Consider the following 16,149-nt stretch of genomic DNA (forward strand, 5'->3'; position numbering starts at 1 on the left):
AACCCGTTATCATTGCGGGCTAGGGCATAAATCCTTGCAAAGCATCTATTTATAGACTCACAAACAGGTAATTTAAGAAGACTCATGCAATCGTACGAAGAAGTTCTTGTGGCTATCCGCCAAATTATTCGCGGTATCGATCTACATTCCAGAAAGCTTAATAAAAGCACTGGCCTGACCGGTCCGCAGCTGGTTATTCTGCAGGAACTTGAGAAAGGTGGTGAACACTACACTATCCGTCAGCTGTCTCAAATGGTGAATCTGAGCCAAGCCACGGTAACCACCATTCTGGATCGTCTTGAAGCTAAGGGACTGGTGGTTCGTCAGCGCAGCACTATCGATAAGCGCAAAGTGCACGTATTGCTGACCGACAAGGGCAACGAACTGTTGAGTGACTCTCCAACAGCCCTGCAGGAAGAGTTTATTACCAAGTTTCAGAGCCTTGAGAGCTGGGAGCAAAACTTACTGCTGTCCTCAGTACAGCGCATTGCCCAGATGATGAATGCTGAAAAACTGGACGCGGCCCCGTATCTGGAAGTCAGCAGCTTCACTCAGGAAAAGAAATAACAGAATCCCGGTACTTTTCCCTTTCAAGGTGAAGATTAAAAGTACCTGGGATAATAAAACAAACACCTCAGATAATCGCTCCGATAAAGACGACGCCAACTACAACACTGACCCACAGTGCCACCCCGCCTGTAGATTAGCAGTGCACCTGTAGCCCGCGTCGTTTTTTGTTGCCTCTCTTCAGATCGATAATACAGGTTGCCGCTATGGAACAACTTAATGCACCACAGGGCCAGTTCAATCTCAATCGCTTTCCTGTGAAGCCTAAAGACACCTTACGCGCCTGGGATGCAGCCGATGAGTATATCCTGAAGCATCTGGATAATAGCCTGATCGCCACCGACGGCAACATCCTGATCATGAATGACAGCTTTGGCGCACTCAGCACAGCCCTCGCCCATGCAAAGCCAACTATGCTGAGTGACTCCTACCTGGCGGAGCAAGGTTTAAAGCAGAATCTGGAACAAAATGACATTACCCCAGGTCAGGTCTGTTTTATCAATAGCCTGCAAACACCAGAAAAACCACTGGATCTGGTACTCATAAAAATTCCGAAAAGCCATGCAATGCTGGAAGAACAGCTACACCGTATCCGCCCTTTTATCCGCCCCAGCACCATTATCATCGCCGGCGCAATGAGCAAGATGATTCATACCAACACCCTCAGACTGTTTGAGCGTATCATCGGCCCGACCAAAACATCTCTGGCGGTCAAAAAGGCCCGCCTGATCTTTTCCGATGTAGAAGAGATGAGTTTGCCGGAGAACCCCTATCCGCTGACGCTGGATCTGAAAGGCGAGCAGTTTACCCGTAACCACTATACCCTGAGCAACCACGCCAATGTTTTCTCACGCGAGAGCATGGATATCGGCTCCCGCTTCTTTCTGCAAACTCTACAGCAGGAAAATATCGCATCTGATGAAGCCTTATCCATTATCGATCTGGGTTGCGGCAACGGTGTTGTCGGTCTTATCGCTGCAGAGCATTTCCCTAACGCACACCTGCATTTTGTTGATGAGTCCTATATGGCTGTGGATTCTGCACGCATCAACTTTCAGCGCGCCTTCCCGGAACGGGAAGCCTGCTTCACCGCTACCGACTGCCTTTCCGGACTTGAAGCCAATAGCGCAGATCTAATTCTGAATAACCCACCCTTCCACCAGCAGAATGTGGTGGGCGACTTTATCGCCCAACAGATGTTCAGAGAGTCCAAAAAGGTACTCAAAAAAGGCGGTGCCCTTTGGGTCGTTGGCAACCGACACCTTGGCTATCACACAGCACTCAAGCGCCTGATGGGTAACTGCACTCTGGTCGCCGGAAATAAGAAGTTTGTGGTACTGAAAGCGGTTAAACGGTGATCTATGTAAGTTTTTTCTTACCGTCGTGAGAGCTGATCCCCTACCTTAAGCTATTCAGTACAATACCTTGTACCACTCAGCCGGTGGCAGGCAGCTCGCTTTTAACTTTTATTTTTCACTCACAGGACAGCAATTTAACTCCGCGCGAGATAAAGCTCAGCCCTTTTGTACCGCGATAACCCGCCATAACAGCTTCAATCAGCGGTTCCTGGGCACTCTCGTCGGTTGCCCAGTGCACAATAAAGTTAGCACCCGCGCCACCGGAAAGATCCTGCTGATCGATCACAAAAGAAGCCGTTGCCATGGGTGCTAAAGCAAACCAGCCGCTGGTCAGGCTCTCCAGTTTTTCACCTCGTGTATCAAAATAATCAACACTCTTTATAATCAATCGCTTATCTGGATTCATATTGCGTACGCTCAGAGTGACCGCCAGAGGCACCTGAGAGCTCTCTGCAAGATAAATATGAGAGTAGGCCGGAACATATACAGAGCAATCACGGGTAGCTTTTACCTCCTGCGGCTGCACGCTGTAAAAATGACTTCCTTTACCAGGACTCTTACGCACTTGTTCGCTATAAGCGGGTTGTGCCAATGCAAGAAGAAGCCCTGCCAACGCAATACTTCTGCCACATAATCCAGACCTGAGCATAAAACCTGTCATCACATTATCCTCTTTCCTTGTATATCGTTAGCGGATTATACCCGCTCGCCGGACACAACATCCATCAGGCAGAACAACCCGCCTTTTCTGCAGGCATAAAAAAACCGGCCCCGAGGAAGGGGCCGGCACTTCTAAGTAAAATATTGCGTCCATTGGCTCAGTCTTGGACCCAACGCAGAAGTTTAAAATGTGCAGGTGCCACTAGCTTTTAACTAAAATATTAGCAAAAAGTGCTATATAGGCAGGCGTACAGGCTCAGTTGTACGCCAGTCAATCCGAGTGACTGGATCACAGTCTCTCGAATACGGTTGCCACGCCCTGACCCATGCCGATACACATGGTCGCCAGGCCGAGGGTTCCACCTTTCTGCTCCATAACATTCAGCAGAGTGGTAGAGATACGGGTACCGGAGCAACCCAGAGGGTGACCCAGTGCGATTGCACCGCCGTTCAGGTTCACTTTCTCGTCAACCTTATCCAGCAATTGCAGATCTTTCAGTACAGGAATCGCCTGAGCTGCGAAGGCTTCATTCAGCTCAACGTAATCGATATCATCGATCGTCAGGCCCGCTGCTTTCAGTGCTTTCTGGGACGCAGGTACAGGGCCATAACCCATAATGGATGGATCACAACCAGCCACACCCATGGAACGAATCTTAGCGATTGGCGTCAGACCCAATTCCTGTGCACGCTGCGCAGACATCACCAGCATACCGGAGGCTCCCACAGACAGTGCTGAAGACTGGCCTGCCGTTACGGTGCCATTGCGCGGATCAAATACAGGGCGCAGAGCCGCCAGGCTCTCCATAGAGGTCTCAGGGCGGATCACTTCATCATAGGTCACCAGCTTACGGAAACCTTCGGCATCATGGCCTTCAATACCGATAATCTCGTTATCAAAGCGGCCTGCCTGTGCTGCCTCATACGCCAGGCGATGGGAGCGTACACCCAGAGCATCCTGGTCTTCACGGCTGACACCATGCATCTTGCCCAGCATCTCAGCGGTCAGTCCCATCATCATGGCGGCTTTAGCTGCGTACTTGGATGCAGATGGATTAACATCAACACCATGCATCATGTCCACATGACCCATGTGCTCAACACCACCGACCATATAAACACTACCCAGGCCAGCCTGGATGTTAGCCACTGCAATATGCAGTGCTGACATAGAAGAACCACACAGACGGTTTACAGTTTGTGCCGGTACTGTTTTAGGAATACGGGTCAGGATAGAGGCGTTACGAGCAATATCGTAGCCCTGCTCCAACGTCTGGTTAACACAACCCCAAACGATGTCATCGATCTCAACCGGGTCCAGTGCGGTGTTACGGTCCAGCAGACCAGTCATCACAGCAGCGGACAGTTCTTCAGCTCGAACATTGCGGAAAGCACCGTTTTTCGCTTTCGCCATGGCGCTACGGGCGCCATCTACAATTACTGCATCACGAGGATTCAGGCTCATGATCTTCTCCTAATTTTTTGTTCTGGTTCCGGCTGAAGCAGATGTAATAGTCTGCATACCAGCCGGACATCGCGGTTCAGTTACACTGATTCAGGCAAAGCTTAAAAGTAAGTCTTACCTTCAGCCGCCATCGCACGCATCTTCTCAGTCGGCTGGTACAGAGGACCCAGCTCTTCGGCGTACTTGTCAGCCATCGCACAGAAGGCTTCAAGGCCGATGCTGTCGATATAGCGCAGCGCACCACCACGGAATGGAGGGAAACCAATACCGAAGATCAGACCCATATCTGCTTCAGACGCTGTTTCTACAATGCCATCTTCCAGACAACGAACTGTCTCAATACACAGAGGAATCATCATGCGCTCAATGATCGCTTCGTCAGTCAGTTCACGGTTATCCTGAACCAGAGGTTTCAGCAGTTCGTAAGCGGTCTCATCCACCACTTTCTTCGCACGACCTTTACGATCTTCTTCGTAAGCGTAGAAGCCCAGCTTATTTTTCTGACCCAGGCGCTCAGCTTTGTACATCACGTTCAGAGCGGTTGTTCCTTCACGGGCCATACGATCCGGGAAGCCCGCTGCCATTACATTGTTAGCATGCTCAGCGGTATCCATACCCACAACATCCAGCAGGTATGCAGGCCCCATAGGCCAGCCAAACTTCTCCATAACCTTATCAACGCGCTGGAAGTCAGCACCGTGTTCGATCAGGCTCATAAAGCCACCGAAGTAAGGGAACAGAATACGGTTTACCAGGAAGCCCGGGCAGTCGTTCACCACAACAGGGGTCTTGCCCATTTTCTTAGCGTAAGCAACGGTAGCTGCAATCGCTTTCTCACTGGTTTTCTCACCGCGAATCACCTCAACCAGCGGCATCTTATGTACCGGGTTAAAGAAGTGCATACCGCAGAAATTTTCCGGGCGCTTCAGATTCTCTGCCAGAGAGGTAATCGAGATCGTAGAAGTATTAGACGTCAGGATGGTATCTTCAGACACCTGACCTTCCAGCTCGGCCAGAACCGCACCTTTAACTTTAGGGTTCTCAACAACAGCTTCTACCACCAGATCTACATCACCGAAGTCGCCATAGCTCAGAGTCGGGCGAATCGCATTCAGGGCATCCGCCATCTGTGCCGGCGTCATACGCTTACGCTCAACACGCTTAGCCAACAGCTTTTTAGCTTCATCAAGACCCAACTGCAGTGCTGGCTCATTGATATCCTTCATCATAATCGGCGTACCCTTGTACGCAGACTGATAAGCGATACCACCGCCCATAATACCGGCACCCAATACCGCAGCCTTATTTACAGGCTGAGCATCTTTTTCATACGCGCCAGACTTCTTCTTCAGCAGCTGATCATTCAGGAACAGCCCCACCAGGCTGTTAGCCACTGGCGTACGCGCCATGCGGGCAAAACTTTTCGCTTCTGCTTTTTGTGCTTTCTCACGACCTTCAGAAGCACCTTTCTGCATGCTCTTGATCGCTTCAATCGGTGCAGGGTAGTGAGGCCCCGCCTGACCGGCAACAAAGCCTTTCGCCGTTTCGAAAGACATCATGGATTCGATCATATTCAGCTTCAGCGGCTCCAGTTTTTCCTGACGCTTCGCCTGCCAGTTCAGCTTACCGGCACTCGCTTCTTTGATCAGATCAATCGCCGCTGCGTCCAGCTTCTCTGGTGCAACAACTGCATCCAGCGCGCCTTCTTTCAGGGCTGCTTCCGCTTTTTTCTCTTTAGTGGCGCAGATCCATTCGATGGCGTTGTCGTTACCGATAATACGTGGCAAACGAACCGTACCACCCCACCCCGGGATGATACCCAGCTTAACTTCCGGCAAACCTACGCGAGCAGCCGTTGAGCCGACACGGTAATCCGTGGTCAGACAGATCTCAAAACCACCGCCCAGTGCAATGCCGTTGATTGCAGTAACGGTTGGGTACGGCAGATCTTCAACGCGGTTAAAGATCTGATGTACCGCCATATTCATCTCAATCAGCTCTTCTTCAGACTGACCGAAAGCATCGTGGAATTCAGTGATATCAGCACCCACGATAAAGACGTCTTTGGCACTGCGAATCACCAGACCTTTAATGCCCTCAGCCTTAACCAGAGCCTGAGTCGCATCATCCAGTTCCTGAATCGTCACCTTGTTGAATTTGTTGACGGATTCACCCTGCAGATCAAAGGTCAGCTCAGCAATACCGCCTTCAATCTCTTTTACCGTGATGGCTTTACCTGCGTAAATCATCCACTGCTCTCCCCATTGGGTCTTGGTTCTTTTCCTCAGCTGACGACTTAATCCTTATTGTTGTGATTGCGCGTCAGCTGAAGCCAGTTGTTCTGCTGTATGAGGTTCGGATTACTGAAACAGAGTTTTTTCAAATCATGTTTCATACAAATATTTCATACAACCGTTTGAATATGGAATTACAATGCGTCAAAAATGGAAAACTGTCAAACCCTTTATAGGTTAAAAAATCACTTTTAGCGCGACCTTGGAGTCATCAATGCAGGACACAGAGCACAGAATTATCCCTGTTTGCGTTTAAAACCAATAAAAAGGCGTGAGACATGACCAACAAAAAGCGGAAAGAAGAGGGCGGAACGGGAAACAGAAACGACAGGCATAAAAAAACCCGCTTTCCGTAGAAAGCGGGTTTTTCGAATTTGGCTCCCCGAGCAGGACTCGAACCTGCGACCAATAGATTAACAGTCTACTGCTCTACCAACTGAGCTATCAGGGATCTCTCTGTTCAAGAGATGGGAGGCATTATATCCCTATCCTCATGAATTACAAGCATTTATTTAAAAAAATTTTAATTCCTTCCAGCATCCTTGTCATTAGGCGGTTTCTGATCATCTTTCACATATTGCTGTATATACAAACAATACTGTATATTTAACCAATACAAAGAGCTTTCTTATCACCATCACCAAAACCGAGGTCAACCATGTCTCTGCATTCGATCCAGCCTGTGGGCATTGCGGGCTCAAACTGTCAAATTCCCGTAGCAAACAGTCGCGTATCAGCAGGTTTTCCTTCCCCTGCAGATGACTACGTTGAACGCCATCTCGACCTGAATGACAAGCTGATCCGTCATCCTTCCGCTACGTTTCTGATGAAGGTTGAAGGCGACTCTATGATCAATGCAGGTATGCAGAATGGTGATCTGTTGATTGTGGATCGCGCCATCCAGCCCGCTCCGGGGAAAATAGTGATCGCCGCCGTCAATGGCGAGCTCACGGTAAAACGCCTGGCACTGCATCAGGGTTGCTACTGGCTTCAGCCGGAAAACCCGAAATACCAGGCTATTCCATTGAATGAGTCCAACGACTGCTTTATATGGGGCGTGGTATCTCACATTATTCATCAATGCGCCTGATACTCGGTTATGAACCCTGAAAAAACCGGGCAAGTCCCACACCCAGCCAAACCCCTGATCGCACTGGTGGACTGTAATAACTTTTATGCCAGCTGCGAGCGTATCTTTGAGCCTGCACTTTATGGCAAACCAATTGGGGTTCTTTCCAATAACGATGGCTGTATTATCGCCCGCTCCAATGAGCTGAAAGCCCTGAATATCGAGATGGGAGCTCCCGCCTTTCAGGTTTATCCTCTCGTTAAGCGACTGGGCATCACTCTTCGCTCATCGAACTATGCGCTATACGGGGATATGTCAGCCCGTGTGATGCAGGTACTGACGGAACTAAGCCCCAGCGTTGAGCGCTACTCCATCGACGAGGCTTTTGTTGACCTCAGCGGCATGGAAGAGCAAAGCATCGCTTTTTGTCAGCAACTGGCCGCAACGGTTCCCCGTTATACCGGCATTCCGGTTTCTGTAGGTGCGGCCCCCAGCAAAACATTGGCGAAGATCGCCAACCATCTTGCTAAAAAACAGCCCGGCAGAAATAGCGTTTGCGTCTTTCAGGAAGCCGATGATGTCGAGCTACTTCAATGGCTGAAAAAGCTTCCCGTGGAAGAGATCTGGGGAATAGGCAAGCGTCTGGGACAAAAGCTGCGCCTTAGAGGCATAGAGACTGCAATGGATCTTCGTGAGGCAAACCCCCAACAACTGAAGAAAAACTTCAGCGTTCTGGTGGCCAGAACCCAGATGGAGCTTCAGGGTACACCCTGTATCCACCTGGATGAAGCACCGGAACCCAAACAAAGTATTATGTGCTCACGCTCATTCAGCACATCGACCAACAGTCTGAATGACCTGAAAGCGGCTATTCGGTTTCATTGCCAAAATGCCTGCGAAAAATTGCGCGGGCAGAATAGCCTGACTCAGGCGGTGCTGGTAACCGTACGCTCCCGCTCAGAACGTTTTAAGGGGCGCGCCTACGACGCCTCAGCCATCGCACTACCCCAGGCTACCGATGATACCCAACAGATTCTGCACACGGCTCAAACGCAGCTGGAAGCAATCTATCAACCAGGCGTGCGCTACCATAAAGCAGGCATCATGCTACTGGATCTGATTCCGTGGCGCCCGATGCAACTGGGTCTACTGGAAAGCGAGCAATCTGCTCTTAAAGAGAAGGGCGGGAAAACACAAAAACTGATGCAAACATTGGATCAGTTAAACCATAAGATGGGACGTCATACTGTGGCCTTCGGCCTACCAGTGGAAGATGCACGCTGGCAGATGAAGATGGCCCACCGCTCACCTCGCTATACCACCTGCTGGAGTGAAATCCCCAAGGCAAAAGCCTGCTGAAAAGACCAGCCCCTCAGCTAAGCAATTTGAATCAAGGGTAACTCACCGTCAAAGTCGGGCAACAACCAAATCTGCTCAAAAGGATAATTCGTTTCATCAAAACTCATCGCCACATTCAGCAACTCTGAGCGCGTCCAGAGAGGGCTCACATTGCGAATGACCAGCCAAACCCGATCAGAGTCATAGTGCTTTTGTGCCTTACTGTGCAGAAGGCTTAGCAACGCCGTTTCTAAACGATCACAGGGGTTGACCGAGGCCAGCTCGGCCAGGTAATGCCAGAGAAGATCGGTATTATCCCTGTCTCGCACATGCTTAGCCTCTTCTGATGTAGCGTAAAGATGGGCGATTTCCAGGTCCAGCGGCTTACCCTGAAAATAACAGGAGATATCCGGCTTAGCAGGTTCGTTATGCCAGATATGACGCATAGGCTCATTAAAGTCCTGCTCATAGCGACGCATAAAAAGACGTGCTGCATCCCGCTCCAGCAAACGCTTTTCGAGGTCTGAGTGACTGACCGGAGAACCGGTTTGGGTATGACGTGGATCTGATGTCATTAGGAGAAAGCCGAATAATAATTTTTGGATGATGTTTGAATATACTCAGCAATTTTTTTACAGGCAATCAAAAGAGCAACGCCAGTATGCTCTCTGTTTTCATTGTCTCTTCTTGTTCTCCATTATGGCCAACCAACAGAACACTGATGACATAAAAAACCATCAATATACAGATTCGTATACCCGTTGTGCAGATCTGCATAACGGAGCAGACAATAAATCAAATACGTTCGTCGATGGCGGCTTGCTTCAGAATGGCATTGGCAGTATTGCGGGAAACGATAGTAAATGCGACAGGGAACTTACGATTATTCAGCGGGCTGCACCAAATTTCATGGCTGCCTTTTGCCTGGCGAACAAAATAACATCCGTGTGCTTTTAGTATTTTGACCAAATCCGGATAAAGCGATGATCCCATTGATTAGTTTGCCTTAAGCTGCCCTGCAGACTGAGCCATTTCAAACCGGAGCCGAACGGAATCAGGGTCTATCTCTAACTCGTTAACCTCGATCATATCCGGCACAAGCTCCCAGACCAGCTCGGTCAGCTCTTCAAAGGTTTTCGCCTCGGTGACCAGGCTCAGCGCATCACACTCAGCGGTGTACATACCGTCGCCAAAGCTGATCTCTACAGGGATAGCTGGGTTATGACGATCCAGCCGGTTTTTAACAGACGCTAACATATCTTCAACCCTCCGACCAAAATACTGATCGACTTGCGGCATAATTCTGCAATACCAGCGCAAAAGACTACTCACCCGGAAGCTGGACTCTCGCAGCTCCCGGTCATCAACATCTATGAGATCACTCAAAGAGTGCAGTAGATTGCCTGCGGCATGAAACTGAATGGCTGGGCCTATCTCGCTATCCCCAAGCAGCACACTGTTTTTATCTGCCGTATCGGCAAAAAAACTCAGCCCTGTTTCGATAAAGTCATGCCCCAAAAGGCGAGCTTTTTCAGTAAAGCAATCCGTAATGGCTGCAAAAAGGTCTGATTTTGAGACGAAAACATCCCCTTCACGTAACGCAAAGCGGATATTCAGTTGACCAAATTGAGCAACGTAGACAGTTTTCATGGGGTAAGTTTAGCTGATCTCTTAGCGACTGGTAAATGGCTTCAGCAATATCAAGCGGCTACAAGGAAAGCTACCGACGTACGAAGGATGGTGGACAGTTTCCAAAAAAATTAATACTTCGCATGATAAATACGCTCAATTTCCTGAACCCATGAGCCATAACGATCAAGTGAGGAATAAGTGGGGTTATCTCTCACAATACGATAAGCAAAAATGATGGCCACCCTATCCCAATGTTTTTCAGGAATATCGGCAACAAAGTCGAAATAAAACTTTACCAGCTGATTGTTTGTTGCATCTGGCGTTGCAAGCGCTATCACCGCCATATAAAAGGCAAGTTCTCTATCCGTATCACTCGTAGCGTTATCCATTAAATACTGATACCGCTCCTTAAACACAGATATCTCCCCGGTCAAAATCGAGGTTTGTAAGCCACAAACAGCATTTAACACGCCCTCTTGTTTTGCACTTTTCACCTTGTAAGACTGAAGCTCCTCAACAGCTTGGTTCCGCTCTTTTTCTGTTGAGCTTAATGATTGTTGCACCTTTCTTATTTTTTCATTCAGTTCGTCTGCCTGGCGATCAGATTCCGCTTTTGCAGCGTTTTGAGCAGCGAAAAAATCATTGAACCTTTCTATGGATCGGTTCATTTCATCAGCATATGCCTGACTTTGCTCAAGAGTCAGGCGCCGATGTTTATTATAGTTATCTCTTCGATCTTCAGCCCAAGCCTTCAGTCGTGCAGAAAGCACAAACAACGCCGATTCGGCAGCTGGTTTCGCTGCCAGAAAAATTATAGTAGTTAAAACAGGTACAATTAACGTACACCAATCGAAACTCCCATTCGATGACAGCATTGATTCGACGGCAGTAATTCTGTCCGCGACTTTGTCTTCTGAAAAAAGCAGGGTGAGAACAGCCTTCCAGTTATAAACACACCACGCGAGGATAAAGGTGCTGTAGATAGGGCTTGAGACGCGGCTATAAAGTACCGCTTTGAGCGAGTTGGTCAGCTCTTTCACTGGGAAATCCTTTTCAACTAACGCGAAAGAGAGAGCAGCTTGGCCGGATCATCCCTGATCGCATTCGATAAATCTTGAGTTTCTAATGCGATATTAGACCCAGTAGGAGAAGGATTGGCAAGCCTGCTGAACAGCCTTAAATAGGAGATTTATATTGGCAAGCTACAGACAAAAAAACAGCACCTTGTATAAGATGCTGTTTTTTTAGGTATTTATTGGTCGGGACGAGAGGATTCGAACCTCCGACCCCTACAACCCCATTGTAGTGCGCTACCAGGCTGCGCTACGTCCCGAACCTGAGGGCTATTATACAAAGGAGGCACCGTTTTGCCAAATAAATTTTACTATACAATCAAGTAGTTAGCTTTTTAAAACCGGCAAACACAAAAAACCCAAATCAATAAAATTGATTTGGGTCGTGGGGCTGGTTATCTGGCGTTAACAGCAGCTACTGGCTCTGATATTCAGGATCATCAAAGCTTTCGACACGGGACTTCAGTTTCTGCCCTGGGCGAAACGTTACAACGCGACGGGCTGAGATAGGAATCTCTTCCCCCGTCTTAGGATTTCGACCCGGACGTTCACGCTTATCTCTAAGATCAAAGTTACCAAAGCCAGAAAGCTTAACCTGCTCATTATCTTTCAGGCATTCACGAATCTCTTCAAAGAACAACTCAACCATGTCCTTTGCTTCACGCTTGGTAAGACCCAGTTCAAGATATAGCTTTTCTGCCATTTCCGCTTTAGTTAACGCAGACATCTCTATCAGCTCCTCAGGCTTGCACCAAACTGCTCCTGTACAACAGATACAATCTGATCAACAAGGCTATTAATTTCCTCGTCATTTAGAGTGCGCGAAGCATGCTGCCACGTCAAGCCCAAAGCAACACTTTTTCGTTGTTCTTCAACACCTTTGCCCTGATAAACATCGAATAAACGCAGCTCTTTCAGCCATTCGCCAGCCTTCTCACGCATGGCAGCCATTAGATGTGCAACCGGCGTATTTTCATCAAGAATGAACGCCAGATCCCGGCGCACCTCAGGATATTTAGACAGTGAGTCAAACTTAGCGACATTACCGGTCTGAAGTGCCGACTGCTTAATTTCGAACACGTAAACACTGCCTTTCAGGCCTAACTCCTTCTGCACAGAAGGGTGCAGCGCACCAATGACACCAATCACTTGGTCTTCGCGCAAAATCTGAGCGGTCTGCCCCGGATGCAGCGCGGGATGCTGTGCCGGCTCAAAACGAACTTCAGCCAGAATACCGCTATCATCCAGCAGCGCTTCCAGATCACCTTTCAGGTCAAAAAAGTCCATCGGTTTAGAGTCACCGGTCCAACCTTCCGGCTCACGGCTACCAGTGGCAATAACAGCAACCATAGGGTCCTGAACCATCGCCTCACCCTGCTGAATAAAACACTGTCCTGTTTCAAACAAGCGGATGCGGCCCTGCTGGCGATTCTGATTATACTGCACCGCTTTTGCCAGCCCGGCAATCAACGTCGTACGCATTACCGACAGGTCTGCAGAGATCGGGTTTGCCAGCGCAATCGGTGTGTTTTCCGGATCAAAGAGTTTGGACAAGCCAGGCTCAATAAAACTGAAGGCGATCGCCTCCTGATAACCACGGGCTGCCAGCGACTGACGAATCATACGGATCGGTTTAATCGCTTCTGGCTGAGCTTCGATACCCAGAGCCATGGTCGGGCTCTTAACCGGCAGATTGTCATAGCCATATACCCGAGCCACTTCTTCGATCAGGTCAGCTTCGATACTGATGTCAAAGCGATAGCTCGGTACAGCTGCACGCCAATCGTTACCTTCTTTGGTCAGCTGAAGCCCCAGACGAGTCAGAATATCTTCAACTTTCTCAGCAGGCATATCCATAGCCAGCATCTGATTCAGACGACCAGCCCGCAATACCACATCGTTACGAACCGGCAGCTTGCTCTCTTCAACCGCTTCAACCACAGGACCTGCTTCACCACCAACGATCTCAAGCAGCAACTGAGTTGCACGCTCCATCGCACGAGCCTGCAAGGTAAAATCGACACCACGCTCATAACGATGGGAGGAGTCAGTATGCAGACCATAAGAGCGGGCACGACCCGCAATAGAAATGGGCTCGAAGAATGCGCACTCCAGGAAAATATCTGAAGTGCTATCGGTGACTTTAGTCTGCTCGCCACCCATGATACCGGCCATTGCAACGGCTTTATCATGGTCGGCAATGACTAATGTGTCTGCATTAAGCTTTACCTCTGATCCATCCAGCAGTTGCAGGGCTTCATCCTGCTCAGCCAGACGAACTTTGATGCCACCGGACAGTTTCGCCAGATCAAAAGCATGCATCGGCTGGCCCAACTCCATCAGTACGAAGTTGGTAACATCAACCACAGGATCAATAGCACGCACACCGCTGCGGCGCAGTTTCTCGACCATCCACAGTGGCGTCGTAGCCGTCGGGTTAATGCCCTTGATGACACGTCCCAGATAGCGCGGACAGGCATCGCTGTTGATTAACTCAACCGGGAAGGTTTCTGAAGCGGTTGCAGGTACTGCAGCAACTTCCGGAACGTTAACCGGAGTCTGAGTCAGCACACCCACTTCACGGGCCAGACCTGCAAGGCTCAGGCAGTCACTGCGGTTGGGCGTCAAATCCACTTCGATGATGGTGTCATCCAGGTTGAGGTATTCGCGCAGATCAGTACCCACAGGTGCATCAGCCGCCAGTTCCATGATGCCACCATGGTCATCGGAAATACCCAGCTCATCTTCCGCACACAGCATGCCAAAGGATTCAACCTGACGCAGCTTGGCTTTTTTGATTTTAAAGTCGCCCGGCAGAACCGCGCCCACTTTAGCAAAACCTGTTTTCAGGCCAGCGCGGGCATTCGCCGCACCACACACAACCTGAAAAGTTTCGGTGCCATCAGATACTGAACAAACTTGAAGTTTGTCAGCATTAGGGTGTTGTTCGGCGCTGATAATCTCGCCAACAACAACACCAGAGAAATCTTTGGCGGCTTTTTCAACGCCATCAACTTCCAGACCGGACAGGGAAAGCAGACTTTCCAGCTCATCCGTTGTGATGGAAGGGTTCACCCATTCACGGAGCCACTGTTCACTGAATTTCATTGTTCTTTCCTGAATCTTGTTTCTTGCAACTACTGCCACAGCTGAGATCAGCTGTCAGACAGCGAACCGTTCTTTTTAAAGCCCGCCCTGTTAGGGCAGCGGCGTCTTAACGCAGCTGACTCAGGAAACGCAGGTCGTTATCAAAGAACAGACGCAGATCATTTACGCCATAACGCAGCATGGCCAGACGCTCAACACCCATACCGAAGGCAAAACCTGTGTACTCTTCCGGATCAATACCTGAGTACTCAAACACTTTCGGGTGCACCATACCGCAACCCAGAACCTCCAGCCATTTACCGTCGCCCCGGTCGATATCCACTTCGATGGATGGCTCAGTGAATGGGAAATAAGAAGGACGGAAACGCACTTTCACATCATCTTCAAAGAAGGCTTTCAGAAACTGCTCCAGAATGCCTTTCAGATCAGCAAAACTAATATCTTTATCGACCAGAAGGCCCTCAACCTGATGAAACATCGGGGAGTGCGTCTGATCCGAATCACAACGATAAACACGGCCAGGACAGATAATGCGAATCGGTGGCTTATCCGTTTCCATAGTGCGCACCTGAACCGGAGAGGTGTGGGTACGCAGAACAGTGTTCGCATTGAAATAGAAGGTATCGTGCATCGCACGCGCAGGGTGATGCGCCGGAATGTTCAGAGCTTCAAAGTTATGATAATCGTCTTCAATCTCAGGGCCTTCGGCCACACTGAAACCGATAGAACCAAAGAAGTCTTCAATACGCTGGATGGTTTTAGTCACAGGGTGCAGACCACCAACTGACTGACCACGACCGGGCAAGGTAACATCCAGGGTTTCTGCCGCCAATTTAGCTTGCAGCTGTGCTGTTTCAATATCTGCTTTACGGGCGTTCAGGTCCTGCAGCAAAGCATCTTTTGCTTTGTTGATCTCATCACCGGCTTTAGGACGCTCTTCCGGTGAAAGCTTACCCAGACCTTTCAGCAGCTGGGTCACTTCACCTTTTTTACCTAAATATTGAACTCGGATCTGATCCAGTGCCTGTGCATCACTCGCTTCAGCGATGGCAGAACGGGCCTGATCTACTAGGGTTGCAAGATTTTCCATCGTCTGTGGGCTCCAAATAAAAATAGGGGAAGACGTTAGCGCCTTCCCCTATTTAAGACTCATGCATAAGCACAGTCATCATCATTAACCCTCCTGCGCCTTAGCACATTCGGGAAACGATCTTAAGCTAGCGCTGCTTTCGCTTTCTCAACGATGGCAGCGAATACCGCTTTCTCGTGAACAGCCAGATCAGCCAGCACTTTACGGTCGATCTCAACATTGGCTTTTTTCAGGCCAGCGATGAAACGGCTGTAAGATAAACCATTGATACGCGCACCAGCATTGATACGTGCGATCCACAGAGCGCGGAACTGACGTTTACGCTGACGACGGTCACGGTAAGCATACTGACCTGCTTTGATAACCGCTTGCTTAGCTACGCGGAATACACGGCTACGAGCACCGTAGTAACCTTTAGCTTGCTTAAGAACTTTCTTATGACGACGACGCGCCACTACACCACGTTTTACGCGAGGCATAACACTCTCCTGACTT

Annotated in this window: 15 protein-coding genes and 2 tRNA genes; 4 read left to right on the forward strand and 13 right to left on the reverse strand. The window is 49.3% G+C overall.

Features of this window, described 5'->3' with window-relative positions; translation table 11 throughout:
* Nucleotides 1-84 precede the first annotated feature (84 nt).
* Nucleotides 85-567, forward strand: a complete 483-nt coding sequence (locus tag BTA35_RS00600) for a MarR family winged helix-turn-helix transcriptional regulator (protein WP_077242500.1) — start codon at nucleotides 85-87, stop codon at nucleotides 565-567.
* 206 nt (nucleotides 568-773) lie between these two features.
* Nucleotides 774-1,925, forward strand: coding sequence for a methyltransferase (locus tag BTA35_RS00605; protein ID WP_077242501.1), 1,152 nt, complete (start codon nucleotides 774-776; stop codon nucleotides 1,923-1,925).
* Nucleotides 1,926-2,040: 115 nt separating this feature from the next.
* Here BTA35_RS00605 and BTA35_RS00610 read toward each other — a convergent pair whose 3' ends face one another.
* The 4 genes from BTA35_RS00610 to BTA35_RS00625 form a co-directional block, all read right to left on the reverse strand.
* Nucleotides 2,041-2,586: a DUF3124 domain-containing protein gene (locus BTA35_RS00610; protein WP_077242502.1), complete on the reverse strand. Its 546-nt coding sequence runs from the start codon at nucleotides 2,584-2,586 to the stop codon at nucleotides 2,041-2,043.
* Between the two features lie 288 nt (nucleotides 2,587-2,874).
* Nucleotides 2,875-4,050 (reverse strand): acetyl-CoA C-acyltransferase FadA, encoded by a 1,176-nt coding sequence (fadA, locus tag BTA35_RS00615; RefSeq protein WP_077242503.1) that lies wholly within the window; start codon nucleotides 4,048-4,050, stop codon nucleotides 2,875-2,877.
* Between the two features lie 101 nt (nucleotides 4,051-4,151).
* The gene (fadB, locus tag BTA35_RS00620) at nucleotides 4,152-6,299 is read right to left on the reverse strand and encodes a fatty acid oxidation complex subunit alpha FadB (protein ID WP_077242504.1); all 2,148 of its coding nucleotides are present in this window, start codon (nucleotides 6,297-6,299) and stop codon (nucleotides 4,152-4,154) included.
* Between the two features lie 420 nt (nucleotides 6,300-6,719).
* Nucleotides 6,720-6,795 (reverse strand) — tRNA-Asn (locus BTA35_RS00625).
* Nucleotides 6,796-7,002: 207 nt separating this feature from the next.
* Between BTA35_RS00625 and BTA35_RS00630 the strand changes: the two genes are divergently transcribed.
* A complete protein-coding gene (locus BTA35_RS00630) occupies nucleotides 7,003-7,434 on the forward strand; it encodes a LexA family protein (RefSeq protein WP_077242505.1) in 432 nt (143 codons plus the stop codon).
* Between the two features lie 9 nt (nucleotides 7,435-7,443).
* Complete coding sequence (locus BTA35_RS00635; RefSeq protein WP_238377451.1) at nucleotides 7,444-8,772, forward strand: Y-family DNA polymerase; 1,329 nt, start codon at nucleotides 7,444-7,446, stop codon at nucleotides 8,770-8,772.
* 17 nt (nucleotides 8,773-8,789) lie between these two features.
* On the opposite strand, the gene BTA35_RS00640 is transcribed toward BTA35_RS00635, so the two are convergent.
* The 9 genes from BTA35_RS00640 to rplT all read right to left on the reverse strand — a co-directional run bounded on the left by BTA35_RS00640 (nucleotide 8,790) and on the right by rplT (nucleotide 16,133).
* The gene (locus tag BTA35_RS00640) at nucleotides 8,790-9,326 is read right to left on the reverse strand and encodes a hypothetical protein (protein WP_077242506.1); all 537 of its coding nucleotides are present in this window, start codon (nucleotides 9,324-9,326) and stop codon (nucleotides 8,790-8,792) included.
* 220 nt (nucleotides 9,327-9,546) lie between these two features.
* On the reverse strand, nucleotides 9,547-9,744 hold the full coding sequence (locus BTA35_RS00645; RefSeq protein WP_077242507.1) for a type II toxin-antitoxin system HicA family toxin: 198 nt from the start codon (nucleotides 9,742-9,744) through the stop codon (nucleotides 9,547-9,549).
* A 3-nt stretch (nucleotides 9,745-9,747) separates the two neighbouring features.
* Entirely contained in the window at nucleotides 9,748-10,401 is a 654-nt protein-coding gene (locus BTA35_RS18180; protein WP_202931143.1) for a DUF1902 domain-containing protein, read from the reverse strand.
* Between the two features lie 110 nt (nucleotides 10,402-10,511).
* Complete coding sequence (locus BTA35_RS00655) at nucleotides 10,512-11,423, reverse strand: DUF4200 domain-containing protein (protein WP_077242508.1); 912 nt, start codon at nucleotides 11,421-11,423, stop codon at nucleotides 10,512-10,514.
* 216 nt (nucleotides 11,424-11,639) lie between these two features.
* Nucleotides 11,640-11,716: transfer RNA gene (locus tag BTA35_RS00660), tRNA-Pro, on the reverse strand.
* 155 nt (nucleotides 11,717-11,871) lie between these two features.
* Complete coding sequence (gene ihfA, locus BTA35_RS00665; RefSeq protein ID WP_077242509.1) at nucleotides 11,872-12,183, reverse strand: integration host factor subunit alpha; 312 nt, start codon at nucleotides 12,181-12,183, stop codon at nucleotides 11,872-11,874.
* Nucleotides 12,184-12,188: 5 nt separating this feature from the next.
* Complete coding sequence (gene pheT, locus BTA35_RS00670) at nucleotides 12,189-14,564, reverse strand: phenylalanine--tRNA ligase subunit beta (RefSeq protein WP_077242510.1); 2,376 nt, start codon at nucleotides 14,562-14,564, stop codon at nucleotides 12,189-12,191.
* Between the two features lie 106 nt (nucleotides 14,565-14,670).
* Complete coding sequence (gene pheS, locus BTA35_RS00675; protein WP_077242511.1) at nucleotides 14,671-15,654, reverse strand: phenylalanine--tRNA ligase subunit alpha; 984 nt, start codon at nucleotides 15,652-15,654, stop codon at nucleotides 14,671-14,673.
* A 122-nt stretch (nucleotides 15,655-15,776) separates the two neighbouring features.
* Nucleotides 15,777-16,133 (reverse strand): 50S ribosomal protein L20, encoded by a 357-nt coding sequence (gene rplT, locus BTA35_RS00680; protein WP_077242512.1) that lies wholly within the window; start codon nucleotides 16,131-16,133, stop codon nucleotides 15,777-15,779.
* Nucleotides 16,134-16,149: the final 16 nt, after the last annotated feature.

Source organism: Oceanospirillum linum (assembly GCF_001995095.2).
GTDB classification, from domain to species: domain Bacteria; phylum Pseudomonadota; class Gammaproteobacteria; order Pseudomonadales; family Halomonadaceae; genus Oceanospirillum; species Oceanospirillum linum.

Excerpts from the sequence above, each read along its gene's own strand:
- BTA35_RS00605 (WP_077242501.1), top strand. The coding sequence starts at position 774 with ATGGAACAACTTAATGCACCACAGGGCCAGTTCAATCTCAATCGCTTT.
- BTA35_RS18180 (WP_202931143.1), bottom strand. The coding sequence starts at position 10,401 with ATGAAAACTGTCTACGTTGCTCAATTTGGTCAACTGAATATCCGCTTT.
- BTA35_RS00630 (WP_077242505.1), top strand. The coding sequence starts at position 7,003 with ATGTCTCTGCATTCGATCCAGCCTGTGGGCATTGCGGGCTCAAACTGT.
- rplT (WP_077242512.1), bottom strand. The coding sequence starts at position 16,133 with ATGCCTCGCGTAAAACGTGGTGTAGTGGCGCGTCGTCGTCATAAGAAA.
- pheT (WP_077242510.1), bottom strand. The coding sequence starts at position 14,564 with ATGAAATTCAGTGAACAGTGGCTCCGTGAATGGGTGAACCCTTCCATC.
- fadB (WP_077242504.1), bottom strand. The coding sequence starts at position 6,299 with ATGATTTACGCAGGTAAAGCCATCACGGTAAAAGAGATTGAAGGCGGT.
- BTA35_RS00645 (WP_077242507.1), bottom strand. The coding sequence starts at position 9,744 with ATGGGATCATCGCTTTATCCGGATTTGGTCAAAATACTAAAAGCACAC.
- BTA35_RS00640 (WP_077242506.1), bottom strand. The coding sequence starts at position 9,326 with ATGACATCAGATCCACGTCATACCCAAACCGGTTCTCCGGTCAGTCAC.
- BTA35_RS00610 (WP_077242502.1), bottom strand. The coding sequence starts at position 2,586 with ATGACAGGTTTTATGCTCAGGTCTGGATTATGTGGCAGAAGTATTGCG.
- pheS (WP_077242511.1), bottom strand. The coding sequence starts at position 15,654 with ATGGAAAATCTTGCAACCCTAGTAGATCAGGCCCGTTCTGCCATCGCT.
- BTA35_RS00635 (WP_238377451.1), top strand. The coding sequence starts at position 7,444 with ATGAACCCTGAAAAAACCGGGCAAGTCCCACACCCAGCCAAACCCCTG.
- ihfA (WP_077242509.1), bottom strand. The coding sequence starts at position 12,183 with ATGTCTGCGTTAACTAAAGCGGAAATGGCAGAAAAGCTATATCTTGAA.
- BTA35_RS00600 (WP_077242500.1), top strand. The coding sequence starts at position 85 with ATGCAATCGTACGAAGAAGTTCTTGTGGCTATCCGCCAAATTATTCGC.
- fadA (WP_077242503.1), bottom strand. The coding sequence starts at position 4,050 with ATGAGCCTGAATCCTCGTGATGCAGTAATTGTAGATGGCGCCCGTAGC.